The sequence below is a fragment of the Paenibacillus apis genome (genome assembly GCF_018333295.1).
Taxonomy (GTDB): Bacteria; Bacillota; Bacilli; order Paenibacillales; family Paenibacillaceae; genus Fontibacillus; species Fontibacillus antibioticophila.
Genome location: NZ_BORS01000014.1, coordinates 102,431 through 116,696, shown reverse-complemented (window position 1 = coordinate 116,696; position 14,266 = coordinate 102,431). Strand labels below are relative to the sequence as shown.

The following is a 14,266-nucleotide window of genomic DNA, read 5'->3' as shown; positions in this document are numbered from 1 at the left end:
CGCGCTTCAATCCGGTTCTGCCCGTCCCGTGTATGACATAGTATGAAAATATATAAGTTAATTGTTCAAAAAAACCGGCTTTTCAGCACCGAGAAGGTTGCGAGAACCCGAAGAAGGAGGAACGGAGTGTAGGCAAAACCTACATGAGTGAAATGCTTCCAAAGGAAGCATACCTCGTAAGCATCCGCTCGGACTTCTAGGGTGAACGCAAGATTCGATGTCGAATCAACCACTTGAAATACTTCGTGATCAAAAGTCGGCTTTTTGAACTACCTCTATAACGGAAAGCAGGTGCCTGTATGTCTCCATTCCGATCATCAACCGGACTTTATGAGAATGTCGCAGCCTTTCTATGTTACTTATTCGCTTTCGTAGGAGGCGTTGTCTTCCTCCTGATCGAGCGCAGAAGCCGCTTTGTCCTGTTTCACGCCCTGCAATCGGTCATCCTGTTCGCCGGCTTGATGGTATTTCATGCCGCCGCAGGCTTCCTTCCGATCATCGGCGTCATTGTCGGTATGCTTCTCTCCCTGCTGAGCCTTGTACTCTGGATCGTCCTTATGCTGGCCGCCCTTCAAGGAAAATGGCTCAAGCTGCCCTGGATCGGCGAGTTCGCCGAGCGGCAGCTGAACCGGATGTAAGGCGGTTAAGCGGTAAGTTCCGCTGCTGCCGGTTCTTCCTCTTCCTCGGTGCGGGACGCTTTAGTGCTGTCTCCGCGCAGGCCGTTAAAGAGCAGATTCATGACAATGGCTGTAAAGCTCCCGGCTACGATGCCGTTGTCCACCAGAATCCGCAGCCAGGCCGGCAATGCGTCAAAAATCTGGGGAACAACAGTCACGCCAAGACCCATGCCTACCGAGCAGGCAATGATAAGCAGGTTCTCATGACGGTTCAGATCCACCTGGTCTCCAAGCATCCGGATACCCGAGGAGAGCACCAGACCAAACAAGGCAATCATCGCTCCGCCCAAGACGGAGGTAGGAACAAGCTGTGTTAATGCTGCAATTTTAGGAACAAAGCCAATGAGGATAAGCAGGCTTCCCGCTACAACGATAACGTCGCGGGTTTTGACCCGGCTCATTTGGACGAGCCCGACATTTTGCGAATAGGTCGTATACGGGAAGGAATTGAACACGCCGCCCAGCATAATGGCCAGTCCTTCCGCACGGTAGCCGCGTTCAAGATCCTTGGAGGTAATATCTTTATCCACGATTTTGCCCAGAGCCATAAATACGCCGGTGGATTCCGCAACACTCACGATCGCTACAAGAATCATTGTCAAAATAGCCGAAGCATGGAAGGTCGGCTTGCCGAAGTAGAAGGGCTCAATCATGTGGAACCAGCCGGCTTCCTTTAACGGTGTCAGGTCAACCAGGCCCATGAAGCCGGCAACGATTGTCCCCGCGAGCAGGCCCAGCAGCACGGAGATGGAACGAAGAAATCCGGTGGCGAACCGGTTCATCAGAATGACGAAGATCAGAACCCCAAAGCCCAGCATCAGATTGGCAGGACTTCCGAAATTCGGGTCAGCCGTGTTGCCGCCGCCCAGATCCGTAAGAGCTACCGGAATAAGCGTGACGCCAATAATCGTGACGACCGAGCCGGTTACAACCGGCGGGAACAAAGCGATCAGCTTGCCGAACAAGCCTGAGAACAGGAAGACAAACAGGCCTGAAGCGATGATCGCCCCGTAAATGGCGCTCACACCCATTCCATCCTCAAGGCCGATCGCGATCATCGGAGATACCGCTTGAAATGCACAGCCCAGCATCACCGGCAGACCGATCCCGAAGTAGCGGTTCCCGAAAACTTGAAGCAGTGTTGCGATCCCGCAGGCGAGCAGGTCAATGGCGATCAGATACGTCAAATCCTGATGCGATAGTCCTAGAGCCCCGCCTACAATCAGCGGTACGATGACCGCGCCGGCATACATGGCCAGTACATGCTGCAAGCCTAGTGAAAAAGTCTTAAACGGATGCCGGTTTCTTTGAAATATTGCCTCGCGTTCCATGTGAATCTATTCCTCCCCGTATGGTTACCCTCTAAATTCTCAAGTTATCTCTCTGTGTAGTACTCTAGATCTAATTATTGCCCGTGCACTTCTTCTACGAAGCTGACGGTTCCATTTTCTAGCGAAGCAATCCGTACCAGCGAATCAACCCGGTATCCTGCTTCTTGCAGCAGCCCTGCACCGGGCTGGAAAGACTTCTCGATCACAATTCCGATCCCCGCAACGCTTGCGCCGGCTTGTTCCGCAATTCGAGCCAAACCGAACGCCGCCTCGCCATTCGCCAGAAAATCATCGATAATCAGGATTCGATCGCCTTCCTGCAAAAACTTTTTGGATACGGTGATCTCATTGCTCTCACGCTTGGTGAACGAATATACCTTCTCCACGTAGATGTTGTCCTTCAGCGTAAGCGACTTATGCTTTCTTGCGAAAATCATGGGCACGCCGAGCTCCATTGCCGTCATGATGGCCGGAGCGATTCCTGAAGATTCGATCGTTAAGATCCGGGTAATCCCTTCGTCTTGAAATCTCCGGGCGAACTCTCGTCCAATTTCCTTCATCAGCAGCGGGTCCATTTGGTGGTTGAGAAAAGAATCCACCTTCAGCACCTGGTCTCCCAGCACGATCCCCTCAGTCATTACCTTGTCTCTAAGCAGCTTCATGTCTCTCTCCCCCTGTGAATTCTATTCGGACATGCATCTCCGGACACAAAAAAGTCCGTCTCCCGGCCGGGAAACGGACTGAAATTGCGGAAAACCATACACGCTTAAACCCAAAAGAAGCCCGGCCCGCTCAAAGAACAGGCCGACTTCCCTTAGTTTGAATACATATCATGGTTTCCCCGTAGTCCAATCATTCCGGTGATCGGGTAGAAACATGCAGGCCCATTCCTGCACATATACGAGAAAAATGCCGAACTCAAAAGCAATGTTAGCAGTATAACGCACAACCTGATAGAAAATAAAGAGGAATTTTTGTGCAGTCCCGTTAGATCGGACGCGATTCACCCGGAAGCAGGTGAGTTAACAGGGATCTCAGCTCCTGATCCTCTTTATAAGTCTTCTCCCCGGTATCCAGTCTGCGAATCCGGATCAAGCTGTAAGCAGCTCCAGCCTCGGCCGGTTTAAAGACCAACTCCTCGCGGTCCTCTATTTTCAGCTTGAAGCCCATCGACTGAAACATGTCCAGAAAGTCGCGCTCCGAGGGCTTTTCCCCCTCGTTTAAAAAAATCAAACCCCTTAATTCCTTGCTTTCATGAGGATAGACGACCTCAAAGTGAACAATGCATTCCAATGTTGCCAGCTCCCTTCCGTAATCGTTGCTGTAAGTATTCATAATCAGATTAGACCAAGTCGCAACCAATATACTATTTACTACGGATGAGTTCACGAGGGACCAGCTGGACTTTGCAACATTTTAGTGAACGATGCTCTAAATTTGCTCGGAGCCGCAATGCGGACACCACTTGGTTCCTTTCACCAGCTCAACGGAACAGACTTGACATTGCACAACCGGAATTGCCGTCGCCAGAGGATCCGAAGACTTCTCTCTGGCATTAGCCACCTCCTGCCACGAACGGATTCGCTGATCCATCTCCTCCTGACGTCTCCGCTCCCGCTCAAGCTCCTCCTGGCGCCTTTGCTCCCGTCCAAGCTCCTGCTGTCTGCGCGCCTCATGCTCCTCATCTTCGGGGTAATCCGTTTGCGGCTCCGGTTCTACCTCGAGGGAAGCCATCGCCTCTTCGCGCGAAGCGGAAGGGATCAGGAAATCCAAGGGATCGGCTGGCAGAACAGGAAGATGCTCCTGCTCCTGCTCCGGTTCCTTTGCCCTGACCGGAATCTTCTCTTCGGCTTGTTTCGGATTCTCTCTGACAGGCGCCGCCACCTTCGGTCTATGCAGCTTATGTCCGCAATACTGGCAATACAGTCCATCCTCAGCAACCGTTCTGCCGCACGCGCCGCACAGCCGCTCATTTTTCAACTCAGCGATCTTGGCCCGAATCTCATCCCGTTCTTCGACAAGAAGATCACATGTCTTCGCCAGCTCCAGCATTTCTTTCTCTGCTTCTGACATATCCTTTTGACGGTACCCGTCATAGAAGACTTCACCCATTTTTTGATGGTACAGTCCCATCTCGCGTTCAATAGTTGTTATTTGTGTGTTCAACCGCCCGATTTCCACGGCATTTTGCGCTCGGTCGGATACCTTTCCCGCCCCGTCTTTTATACGCTGAAAAAAATTCATGACAGTAGTCCTCCATTCCTGACGGTGTGAATTTGGTTCGATTATAACTGCTATCATACCACTTTTGGAATCCCGGTGAAAATCGGACTTGATTCACATTCGACAAGCGCGTGTAAACAAAAAATAGGGCTTCTCTGCCACGCTCTGTCACGGAAAGGAAGATGCATATGGAACATGAAAAGCAGACTTACTATGTATCTGTCGCCCATCGTCTTATTCAGGAGTCCCCTAATGATTCCGCCGAATTCGAAGTCCTGCTGGATGAAGAAGAATTGTCGTTGCTGCAGGACAAGCTGAACGCTTTAACAGCCGAAGATGACTACACGTTCCGGCGCGCGCCGGTTCCCTATAAATCGGCAGACCATGATGCTGCTCCGGAGCAATTCAACAAGCAGCTCTCCGAGCTGTATGTGCTTCTCTACCGCTCCGGAACGGCCAAGACCCGTACCATGCTCATGGAGTCGGGTATTCTCAGCCGGCTGGGCAATACGGATTATCACCACCCCGGCTATGGCGAGCATGGATCGCCGCTGAATAAGTAATATGAGGGGCTGTTCAAATAAGTAAGTTCATAGGAACTGTTTCATTTGAAGTCCCCAACAAAAGACGGGCGAGAAAACGCGAGGTTTTCTTGCCCAGTTTTTGACCGTTCGCATATGTGGGCGGCACTTGCTTCGCCGCATGAGTGCCCTCGCTAGTAATTTTAGTGCCTTTTGGCACTTGTTTCGCGCGCATGAGTGCCCTCGACACAGCAACGGACGCCCGGGAGTTAAACGGGCGTCCGTTGTGCTCTACCGCCGGATCTTGCCGTTTGGCGATCCGGCTGCTCTTGGAGGCGGGCCGGCGGCGAGCTCAGCCGCCCGCTCCCTCACGCGGGCGGCGACCAGCTCCAGCCCCTTCGCCGCCCCGGACACGCCCGGCAGCAGCGCTGCCCATGGGGCCGCCTCCGGCCCGGGCTCGCGGTCCAGCCGCGGTTGTGCGGCGGAGGCGGACCCGGGAGGAGTTCCATGCCGGAACTCCTCCTGCAGTCCTGCCGCCACATCGTGGAACCGCGGCCCGGGCAAGTGCAGATGCCCTTGCCCGGCCATATCCGCGAGCCACTCGGCGAGGTGCGGCCCCTCCCCGCGCGCGCTGCGCTGCGGGGCGCCCGGCCCTCCCGCGTATGCGCGGAGGGCCGCCTCCGGCTCGGGCAGCGGCTGTGCGGCTGCCCAGCAGGCCAGCGCAGCGTCGGCCAGCGCCTCCGGCGCCCAGCCGACGAGCGCGAGCCGCAGGCCGGCGTCCGTGGCCCAGGCGGCTTCGCCGATGGCCATAGCCTCAGGCAAATGGCCGCAAGCGGCTTCGCCGCAGGAGCACGCCGCCGCCAACGGAGCACCGGCGGCTGCCGAATCCTCCTCCGCCGCCATGCGCCATGGCGGCGAAGCTGGCAGCAGGTCGCCAAGCGCGCCTGCGCCTTCCTCAAGCAGCCGCGCCAGCAACAGCGGCTGCCGGCTCACCTGCAGCGGGAGCTCCAGCCGCTCCCGCATGGCGGTGCTGCACGCCCGGAGCAGCACCCGCGCTCCTTCCTTCCCGTCACTACCTCCGGGAAGCTCAACCCTCAGCCCTTCCGGCACCAGCTCCACTCGGGCTTTGTCTGCTTCTCCGCGGCTTTCTTGTCTCCGCTTCATTTCCGGTCCACCTCCAGATAGCCGCCGGTCTGCAGCATAATCAGATCGGCCAGCTCTTGATCGGACATCTCGGTAAGCCACTGCTCGCCCGCGCCGACAACCTGCTCGGAGAGCGCCTTTTTCCGTTCAATCAGCTCGTCGATTCTCTCTTCCAGCGTGCCTTGTGTAATCAGCTTATGGACCTCGACATTTTTCTGTTGTCCAATTCGGAATACCCGATCTGTAGCCTGATTCTCCACCGCCGGATTCCACCAGCGGTCATAGTGAATCACGTGGTTGGCCCGGGTCAGATTGAGACCGACGCCGCCAGCCTTAAGCGACAGCACGAAAATCGGCGCGGCCGTCCCTTTTTGAAACGCCTCCACCAGCTCATCCCGTTCTTTTCGCGGCATGCCTCCGTGCAGAAAGCCAGGAGCCTCGCCATACCGCTCAGCCAGCCGCTCCTTAAGCAGTTCACCCATTTGCACATATTGGGTGAAGATCAGCGCTGCCTCTCCATTATCCATAATCAAATCGAGCAGCTCATACAGCCGGTCCAGCTTCCCGGATCGTCCGCCGCCCGCACGTCCTCTGCTCGGAACAAGCTGCGGATGGTCACAGATTTGCTTCAGTCGGGTCAAGGAGGACAGCACATGTCCCTTCCGGGCAATGCCGCTCATTCCGTCCAGCGAGGAAATCAGTTCCTCAGTGACGGCCTCATACAGAGCCGCTTGCTCCACCGTAAGTGAACAGTAGGATTTGAGCTCAATTTTCTCCGGCAAATCCTTGCGGATATCCGGATCGCTCTTCAATCTGCGCATCAGAAAAGGAGCAACCAGCTTCCTCAGCTTCTCCAGTTCTCCTCCCTGGGAATCTGCAGCACTTCCGTAACGGGCACGGAATGCGGCATGGGTCCCCAAGTAGCCTGGATTTAAAAACTGGAAGATGGACCACAGCTCACTGAGCCGATTTTCCACCGGTGTACCGGTCATTGCGATCCGCTGCGGCGCTTGAAGCTTCATGACGCTTTGCGCCTGCTTCGTGCCGAAGTTCTTAATATATTGAGCCTCATCGAGAACAATCGTCTTCCACTCCATATCCCGCAGATCCTTTGCATCCCGGCCGGCCAGCTGATAGGTCGTCAGCACAATGTCGCTGCCGCGGCAAGCCTTAATGAACTTCTCCTCATGAAGACGATCTCCGCCGTGATGAATATACAACCGGAGTCCCGGAGCAAATCGGACGATCTCTCGCTGCCAGTTCCCTAGCAGAGAGGTAGGACAGATGATTAGGCTTGGTTCTGATGACTCCCGTTGACCATCCAGCAATTCTGTAATGACCTGGACCGTCTTTCCCAGTCCCATATCATCGGCAAGCAGCGCGCCGAAGCCCAGCTCGCGCATGGCGGCCAGCCATTGGAACCCCCGTTCCTGATACGGCCTTAACGTGCCGTTCAGGGATTCGGGCACCGGACGAGGGTTTGAAGCATGCAGCACGCCGCCTTCCAGGAAGGCGGCCAGCATCCCTTCGGCCTCGACATGCTCCACCTGCAGTCCTTCGGGCAGAAGCGATTCGGTGCCCGCTGCAAGGGCCATGAACTCACGGAAGCTCATCTCCCCTTGCTCCTGCTTCTTGAGGAGCTTCAGCACCTGCCGAAGCTCCTTGCTGTCAATCTCGATCCACTCTCCACGGAACCACACCAGAGGGGACTTCGAGGCGGCAAGCTTTGCAAGCTCCTCCCTGCTTAACGGTTCTCCATCCAGGAGCGCTTCTATTTCAAACGAGATCAACTGCTGAACACCCAGCCCTTGAGACTCTCTCCACGAGCCATGCTCCATTCCATTCGCGGAAGCAGCGGCTGCCTTCCAGTTAAGCGCCTTGATTTTTACCCCGGCCGACCTCCGTCCCTCTCCTGTCCAGCGGGACGGCATTTGCACGGTTACTCCGTGCTTTCTAAGCGGTGCAACAGAGCGGCGCAGAAATTGATACACATCCTCCGGCTTCAGCGTGAGGGCCTCCGGACGCGGCAACATCAGAAGCTCTTCAAGCTCCCGGCTGTACTCGGCAGCCTTAGCCAGCCGGATCAGCAAGCTCCGCTGTATGCCTTTATACCTTCGGCCCCGCAGTTCCATATCCGGCTCGGGATAACTCCAGATGATACCGGCAGGCAGCAGAACAGCAGGATCTTCAACGCCTTCTCCCCAGCAAGAGAGTCTCCAGCGAAGAAGCGACCTGTCCTCCGCTAATTCATCTCCATGCTCTGCAAGCGGCTCAATTCTCAGGCATAACCGAATTGAGCCCGGCTCGAGCCCGTCGTCGTAATCCGCCTCGAGCCCTTCCGGGCCACGGGGCTTGCCTTGCACGCGCTCAATTTCCGCAGTTAACTGCTCGATCTCGGCACTGCTTCCCTGGATGTCCGGCGGTATAGAAGCGCTGAGCAGATGGTTCCACCACAATTCGGCAAGCGGTGAATAGCCCCGGCTGTAGCCGGCTCTTGCCGGGTTCAGCTTTCTGCCAAGCTCCCCTACCGCCAGCCGGGTCTCCCGATCAATCATCGCAGTAAGAAAGGAGCGCAGCACGGCGGCTTGCCGCTCCTCCAGCGAACCCTCCTCGGCAGTTGACTGCACTGCAGCCAGGGCGATTGGCGGCATCGATGCAGCCAGACTATGAAATCTGTCCAGATCGTCCCCCTTAAGCTCCGGCCCCCATTCGGCTGCAGCCGATGACTGATTGGTGCGCCGGCGCCCAAGCGGGTTTGCACCTGCCCTGATGCCCGGCGCAATTCTGCCCTTAGCCAGCAGACTACGAGCAAATTGCGCCGCGATGCTCCAATATTCAAATTCTCCGCCCGGTTGAATCCCCTTGGATTTATAATAGCTCTCATCCCAATTCAGCAAGAGCTGCCAGGTTTCCGTAACAGACAGCGCGACACCCTCCAGCGTCCTGCCGATCAGACCTCTCCGTTCACCAGCCCCCGACCATTTCCGACCGCCATAAACCGGATATCTGACCTCGGCAAGCCGTAAGGCAGCGTGCTGAAACGGACGCAGTCCCTGGACGGGCTCCAGAGGACGGATTGCAGCCGTCCATGCATCCACCTTCATTTCCGATATTTCACCAGAGAAGCAGAACATTACCTCTCCAAGCCAAATTCCATATAGACGTTGATTCATGTTGATCTCCCGTCATGCAAGCATGCTTCGAATTATGAAAAACCGCAATAATTACTATCTTATACGAAACCGTCCCGATATAAAACTGCAGCTGCGGGCAAATCAAAAGGAGCGTCCTGCCTTTTCAGGCCGGAGCGCTCCCGGTGGTCCCCATCATTTTTGTCCTATTTCGCCGCTATAACCTCAATCTCTACAAGTCCATCCTTCGGCAGTCTTGCTACCTGTACCGCACTTCTGGCCGGATAGGGCTGTGAGAAGAACCCGCCGTAAATCTCGTTTACCTTGGCGAAGTCATTCATATCAGCCAAGAAGACCGTTGTTTTGACTACGTGCTCAAGACCCAAGCCGGCTTCCGACAGAATCGCCTTCACATTGTTCAACGCCTGAGCGGTTTGTGCCTCGACCCCCTCAGCCAGCTGTCCCGTTTCCGGAATAAGCCCCAATTGCCCGGAAGCAAAGAGCAGATTTCCGATCTGTACAGCTTGAGAATACGGGCCAATCGCACCCGGTGCCTGTGTCGTTGATATTACTTGCTTGCTCATCATTATCTCTCCTTCATCTCTTGTTATCTGTTGCCATTCCTGCTTATGCCTTCTCTAAAAGCTTCTTTTGTTCAACTGCAATAAGAACTCGTCCAAATACCAGCTAGTCTGCACCTCCGGGAGCTTCGTTCTCTTCATCGGATAGGGCACCGCTGTTCTCTTTCTGTATTAGGGGAAGATAAAGATGGAATAGGCTCCCTGCTCCTTCGCGGCTATCAACCTGGATGAAGCCTCCCATTAAACGGGCCAGGTCTTGGCTGATGGGCAGGCCCAATCCTGTACCTCCATATTTCCGGCTAATCGAGCCATCCGCCTGCCGAAACATCTCAAAGATCGCTTCATGCTTGTCCTGCGGAATTCCTATTCCGGTATCCGCCACCGAAAATACAATCCATTCTCCTGATATCGAGCACGCTGAGCTGTCCTTATGAATCATCAGATCCACCCGTCCCTGATGCGTAAACTTGAAGGCATTGGATAACAGGTTGCGCAAAATCTGACATAGTCGCTGGGCATCCGATTGAATTGTACTCGGAAGCTCGGGCATCATCGTAACCTCGAATTCAATTCCTTTTTGCTCGGCATCATGCTCGAATTGCAGCTCCATCAGTTGAACAACTTCCGCAAGAACGACTTCTTCCTGGACGACTTCCAGTCTGCCCGCCTCTACCTTGCTCAAGTCGAGAATGTCATTGATTAGCTGGAGCAGCTCTCTTCCGGACTTATAAATGATAGTACCATAATTCGGAGTATCCTTCTCTAGCGGTTCCTCTTCTTGCCCCTCTTCGCTCTCTGAAATCATCTCGGCTAAATTAATAATGCTGTTGAGCGGGGTCCGGAGTTCATGCGACATATTAGCCAGGAATTCAGACTTGTATTGGGAAGCCTGTGTTAATTGGCGGGCCCGCTCTTCTAAAGAAAGCTTTGCCTGCCGCAGCTCTTCCGTCTGACGGGTCATCAATTCATTTGTGTGCAGCAGCTCCAGCTTCCGCCTTTGATCCAATTGAAAGTCGAGCAATATCAGGGCAAATATGCAGCTAAACAGCAGGGTGATCGGCAGTGTGGAGGGCATGATCGTAAGTATGTATTCCTTGAACGGGATTACTCCGAAGATGGCAATGTCCAATACATTGACGGTATTCAGCACCAGAATCGTCAGGATTCCCCGGGTGCTCTGCTTGAACTGCCTCTTGTTCATCCAGGTAATCATGAATGCGCATAAGATGCCTAGAATAACAAAATTGATCGTTCCCGCAATCGCAGCCTCGCTGATTCCAAAGGTTAATCGGCTAAAGCCGATCCCGAAAGAAATGATCATCACGACTACAGGCTTCGCATAAACAATCGCAGCAATAATTAGCGGGACAATCCGAAGATCAAAGAGGACATCGCCCTTCAGCTGGAATCCGAACTTCATGCAAATCCAGCCTGCAAAGATAAACCACAGAATAGATAAAATATAATTAATCTTGCCTGATATTTTCACAAGAACGTACTTATATAGAATATTGGCCAAGTATGCCATCGTAATCAATAGCGCCATGTTAAGCAAAAAGATTTTGCCAAAGCCCATATAGTCCCTCCCGCGGATGAGTTGGGTTGTAGCCTTCTGTTCCTTATTCTTCCTTCATTTTAACACAACCGCGGTCTTTTTCATTCAGACTTTAACCCTACTTCCGTTCATAGGGCAATGGTTTCTGCGGCGCCGATTCCGCCAGCATTTTCCGGTAGTCCTCCGTAAACAAACGGGAGAAATACGGATCCCATTGGGTGCCTCCGCCCTCCTCCAAAATAGCAATAGCCTTCTCTTCGTCCATTCCCTTACGATAAGGTCGATCCGAGGTCATCGCGTCAAAGGCGTCCGCAACGGCAATAATTCTGCCAAACAACGGGATGTCTTCTCCGGAGAGCCCGTCCGGATAGCCTGCCCCATCATACCGCTCATGGTGCGAGCGTACTCCCGGCAGGAAGGAAGCCATGGCGTCCACCGGCTCAATCTGCTTCAGAATGGCTTCTCCAAGCACAGGATGCTGTTTGATCTGATCCCACTCTTCCTCCGTCAATCGTCCCTCCTTTAATAGAACAGCGTCCTTAATTCCTATTTTTCCGATATCATGCAGCAGTGCCGACTTCCGCAAGTCCTGTATTTCCTTCTCCGGAAGATTCGCCAGCCGGCCGATTCTCACCGCGTATTCCGCAACCCGTTCGGAGTGCCCTGCCGTATAGGGATCCCGAGCGTCCAGTGCCGCCGCCAAAGTCGAGAAGTAGCTTTCCAGGAGCTGGTTATTTCGTTCGGCCTGAATTTTCAAGCCGCGCATCATATGATTGAAGCCGGATACGAGTCTGGAAAATTCGTCAGAGAAAAGATCGCCGACGCCGGACCGCAGATATCCGTTTTGCACTTCCGCCATTTTTTCATAGAAGAGCTGGATCGGCGTAACCGTATCCCGAGTCATTAATCTCGAGCCGATAAATGCAAAGGCTAATCCAACGCACAGGATGGCAGCGGCCCCTCTCCAAAAATAATCATTAATAAAAATGTCCCCTCCGTAGCGGTACTCGATCGCCATACTATAGAGCAGCAACGGGACAGCGACAATAACAAACAGGCTCCATCTGAGTTTGCTCTTAATCGAGATCAGTACTCGTCCATGAAGCGACAGCTCTTTCTCGTAGAGAACATAAGACCAGTTATTCAGCTCCAACAACACCGGATGGATACTGTTCGACGTCATATAAAACTCAATAAGTGCATGCATGCCGGTAACTAGAATCGCTGCAGCGGCTGTCAAGAACACCTGATAGTAGTTGATCGTGAGCTGTCCGGTGTGGGTAAACCAAAGGCATAGTGCAGTAGACGGAAGCAAATAGCCGATCAAATGAGGCCCCATAATCCGCTTTGCGACCAATGAGGGAAGCCGGTGGGTTCGAATGTATACACTTTGAAGATAACCGAAGCTCTCAATATTGTTGACGAAGCAATTACGGATCGGACGAAGCTGAATGTGATAGACCCCCCAGCCGAGCACAATCATAACGGCCCCCGAGAAAAGATGAATTCCTATAAATAGAAGTCGTTCTTCAGCGGGAATTTGAGGCGGCGATATCATAAGCAGAGCGACACCGGCCGTTCCTGCCATTAACATTCCCATACAGTAATTAACGATCAAGCTTGAAATAAACTTCTTATATATGGTCAACGGCGTAGTCATCCTTCCATGAAGTTCCGAATTTTCATATTTTCATCATTTTTGTCTTCCATCTTTATCGGCACGCAGTTGGGAAGATTATAGTTTTTGTTTTCATACAAAAATATTAATTTGCTTAAACTTTCATATGCGTATAAAATAAACTCTGGGTTTTCAGAATCCAAATGAAAATGAGAAGTTTGAATAAAAAATAAGATAAAATTTTAAAAATAAAATTAAAATTTTAAAGAATAGATTGAGGCTCAAACCCGCTGCCCGTCTGAATTTCAGCCTTTTTCGACAATATTTAAAATCACACCCCAAGTGATCTATTTCACATTATCACCTATTTTTATATGCTAAAATTCCATCGAACAATGGTTTTGAGACTCCCTCGAAACCGGAAGGCCTTGTCCCGCAACGATTTTCATTCTTCCTGTCGTTATTAAAATGTCTGCACATTTTAATATATATATTTTATCTAACTGGAGGTCATTTAACATGAAAAAAGCATCTATTCTACTCTGCACCGCCCTGTTGATTGGCGTTCTTGCCGGCTGCGGCTCCAACAACAGTAAAGACAATGCAGCCCCTGCAAACAACACATCAACAGAAGCACCGGCAACGAACAGCACTAACAGCGAAAATACCGCTGCTGAGCAAGGTCAATACCAAGACGGCGTTTACTATGCAATCGGTGAAGCAGACGCAAAATCCGGCTGGCAATATTATGTTACTTTGAAGGTTGACGGCGGCAAAATTACTGAAGCAAACTGGAACGGCATCAACGCTACTGTTGGTCCTGACAAGGTTTCCTACTCCGAATCGGGCAAGTATGGCATGAAAGCCGGCGGCGCTCAAGCTGAATGGCATGAACAGGCTGCACTTGTTGAGCAATACCTGCTTGAAAAGCAAGATCCAAAGGATATCACTTTGGGTGAGGATGGCAAGACCGACGCAATCTCCGGCGTATCTGTACACGTAAACGAGTTCTTCGATCTGGCTGACAAGGCCCTTGCCGCTGGTCCGGTTGAACTGGGCGTATACAAAGACGGTTACTACCATGCTGAAGGCGCTGAATTCGATGCAAACTCCGGCTGGAAGGAAACTGCTGACGTTGTTATCGCTGCAGGCAAGATCATCCACGTTAACTTCAGCGGTGTGAACGCAGCTGGCGAAGACAAGAAGCAAAACTCCATCGACGGCAAATACGGCATGAAGGCTGGCGGCGCATCGTCCGAATGGCATGAGCAAGCAGCAGTGGCTGAAGCTAACCTTGTAGAATCTCAAGATCCTACTGCCCTTACATTTGGCGAAGATGGCAAGACCGATGCTCTGAGCGGCGTATCGATCTCCCTGCAAAGTTACTTTGATCTTGTATCAAAAGCGCTTGAAGGTGCAAAATAGGTTTAAATAGAAAGTATAAATAAACTCTCAGTCCCACCACCCTATTTAAGAAGGTGAATCT

At 52.7% G+C, this 14,266-nt stretch carries 13 protein-coding genes and 1 riboswitch; of the genes, 4 read left to right on the top strand and 9 right to left on the bottom strand.

Annotated features, from left to right (window positions below):
• The first annotated feature begins 299 nt into the window (after nucleotides 1–299).
• Nucleotides 300–638, top strand: coding sequence for a DUF4870 domain-containing protein (locus tag KI362_RS19305; RefSeq protein WP_044480240.1), 339 nt, complete (start codon nucleotides 300–302; stop codon nucleotides 636–638).
• Nucleotides 639–643: 5 nt separating this feature from the next.
• On the opposite strand, the gene KI362_RS19300 is transcribed toward KI362_RS19305, so the two are convergent.
• From KI362_RS19300 to KI362_RS19285, 4 genes are all read right to left on the bottom strand, one after another.
• Nucleotides 644–2,008 carry a nucleobase:cation symporter-2 family protein gene (locus KI362_RS19300; protein WP_301629578.1) on the bottom strand — a complete coding sequence of 455 codons (1,365 nt, stop codon included), beginning with the start codon at nucleotides 2,006–2,008 and terminating at the stop codon, nucleotides 644–646.
• A 74-nt stretch (nucleotides 2,009–2,082) separates the two neighbouring features.
• Nucleotides 2,083–2,670, bottom strand: coding sequence for a xanthine phosphoribosyltransferase (locus KI362_RS19295; protein ID WP_301629575.1), 588 nt, complete (start codon nucleotides 2,668–2,670; stop codon nucleotides 2,083–2,085).
• A 162-nt stretch (nucleotides 2,671–2,832) separates the two neighbouring features.
• A riboswitch (purine riboswitch) is annotated at nucleotides 2,833–2,932 on the bottom strand.
• Nucleotides 2,933–2,995: 63 nt separating this feature from the next.
• Nucleotides 2,996–3,343, bottom strand: a complete 348-nt coding sequence (locus tag KI362_RS19290) for a hypothetical protein (RefSeq protein ID WP_306432850.1) — start codon at nucleotides 3,341–3,343, stop codon at nucleotides 2,996–2,998.
• Between the two features lie 96 nt (nucleotides 3,344–3,439).
• The gene (locus KI362_RS19285) at nucleotides 3,440–4,252 is read right to left on the bottom strand and encodes a zinc ribbon domain-containing protein (protein WP_301629573.1); all 813 of its coding nucleotides are present in this window, start codon (nucleotides 4,250–4,252) and stop codon (nucleotides 3,440–3,442) included.
• Between the two features lie 167 nt (nucleotides 4,253–4,419).
• On the opposite strand from KI362_RS19285, the gene KI362_RS19280 reads away from it, so the two are divergent.
• Nucleotides 4,420–4,794 carry a hypothetical protein gene (locus KI362_RS19280; protein WP_301629571.1) on the top strand — a complete coding sequence of 125 codons (375 nt, stop codon included), beginning with the start codon at nucleotides 4,420–4,422 and terminating at the stop codon, nucleotides 4,792–4,794.
• A 310-nt stretch (nucleotides 4,795–5,104) separates the two neighbouring features.
• On the opposite strand, the gene KI362_RS19275 is transcribed toward KI362_RS19280, so the two are convergent.
• Nucleotides 5,105–5,353 carry a hypothetical protein gene (locus KI362_RS19275; RefSeq protein WP_301629569.1) on the bottom strand — a complete coding sequence of 83 codons (249 nt, stop codon included), beginning with the start codon at nucleotides 5,351–5,353 and terminating at the stop codon, nucleotides 5,105–5,107.
• 201 nt (nucleotides 5,354–5,554) lie between these two features.
• Here KI362_RS19275 and KI362_RS19270 point away from each other — a divergent pair, with 201 nt between their 5' ends.
• Nucleotides 5,555–5,956, top strand: coding sequence for a hypothetical protein (locus tag KI362_RS19270; RefSeq protein ID WP_301629567.1), 402 nt, complete (start codon nucleotides 5,555–5,557; stop codon nucleotides 5,954–5,956).
• Here KI362_RS19270 and KI362_RS19265 read toward each other — a convergent pair.
• From KI362_RS19265 to KI362_RS19250, 4 genes are all read right to left on the bottom strand, one after another.
• Complete coding sequence (locus KI362_RS19265; protein WP_301629565.1) at nucleotides 5,913–9,068, bottom strand: DEAD/DEAH box helicase; 3,156 nt, start codon at nucleotides 9,066–9,068, stop codon at nucleotides 5,913–5,915. The two genes, KI362_RS19270 and KI362_RS19265, sit on opposite strands and share 44 nt — an antisense overlap.
• Before the next feature lie 164 nt (nucleotides 9,069–9,232).
• Complete coding sequence (locus tag KI362_RS19260) at nucleotides 9,233–9,610, bottom strand: RidA family protein (protein ID WP_301629563.1); 378 nt, start codon at nucleotides 9,608–9,610, stop codon at nucleotides 9,233–9,235.
• Between the two features lie 103 nt (nucleotides 9,611–9,713).
• Nucleotides 9,714–11,183 (bottom strand): sensor histidine kinase, encoded by a 1,470-nt coding sequence (locus tag KI362_RS19255; RefSeq protein WP_301629561.1) that lies wholly within the window; start codon nucleotides 11,181–11,183, stop codon nucleotides 9,714–9,716.
• A gap of 97 nt (nucleotides 11,184–11,280) precedes the next feature.
• Complete coding sequence (locus KI362_RS19250) at nucleotides 11,281–12,822, bottom strand: HD-GYP domain-containing protein (RefSeq protein WP_301629559.1); 1,542 nt, start codon at nucleotides 12,820–12,822, stop codon at nucleotides 11,281–11,283.
• A gap of 477 nt (nucleotides 12,823–13,299) precedes the next feature.
• On the opposite strand from KI362_RS19250, the gene KI362_RS19245 reads away from it, so the two are divergent.
• The gene (locus tag KI362_RS19245; protein WP_301629557.1) at nucleotides 13,300–14,205 is read left to right on the top strand and encodes an FMN-binding protein; all 906 of its coding nucleotides are present in this window, start codon (nucleotides 13,300–13,302) and stop codon (nucleotides 14,203–14,205) included.
• The last annotated feature ends 61 nt before the right edge of the window (nucleotides 14,206–14,266 follow it).

Excerpts from the sequence above, each read along its gene's own strand:
- KI362_RS19295 (WP_301629575.1), bottom strand. The coding sequence starts at position 2,670 with ATGAAGCTGCTTAGAGACAAGGTAATGACTGAGGGGATCGTGCTGGGA.
- KI362_RS19245 (WP_301629557.1), top strand. The coding sequence starts at position 13,300 with ATGAAAAAAGCATCTATTCTACTCTGCACCGCCCTGTTGATTGGCGTT.
- KI362_RS19255 (WP_301629561.1), bottom strand. The coding sequence starts at position 11,183 with ATGGGCTTTGGCAAAATCTTTTTGCTTAACATGGCGCTATTGATTACG.
- KI362_RS19290 (WP_306432850.1), bottom strand. The coding sequence starts at position 3,343 with ATGAATACTTACAGCAACGATTACGGAAGGGAGCTGGCAACATTGGAA.
- KI362_RS19260 (WP_301629563.1), bottom strand. The coding sequence starts at position 9,610 with ATGAGCAAGCAAGTAATATCAACGACACAGGCACCGGGTGCGATTGGC.
- KI362_RS19270 (WP_301629567.1), top strand. The coding sequence starts at position 5,555 with ATGGCCATAGCCTCAGGCAAATGGCCGCAAGCGGCTTCGCCGCAGGAG.
- KI362_RS19250 (WP_301629559.1), bottom strand. The coding sequence starts at position 12,822 with ATGACTACGCCGTTGACCATATATAAGAAGTTTATTTCAAGCTTGATC.
- KI362_RS19265 (WP_301629565.1), bottom strand. The coding sequence starts at position 9,068 with ATGAATCAACGTCTATATGGAATTTGGCTTGGAGAGGTAATGTTCTGC.
- KI362_RS19280 (WP_301629571.1), top strand. The coding sequence starts at position 4,420 with ATGGAACATGAAAAGCAGACTTACTATGTATCTGTCGCCCATCGTCTT.
- KI362_RS19300 (WP_301629578.1), bottom strand. The coding sequence starts at position 2,008 with ATGGAACGCGAGGCAATATTTCAAAGAAACCGGCATCCGTTTAAGACT.
- KI362_RS19285 (WP_301629573.1), bottom strand. The coding sequence starts at position 4,252 with ATGAATTTTTTTCAGCGTATAAAAGACGGGGCGGGAAAGGTATCCGAC.
- KI362_RS19305 (WP_044480240.1), top strand. The coding sequence starts at position 300 with ATGTCTCCATTCCGATCATCAACCGGACTTTATGAGAATGTCGCAGCC.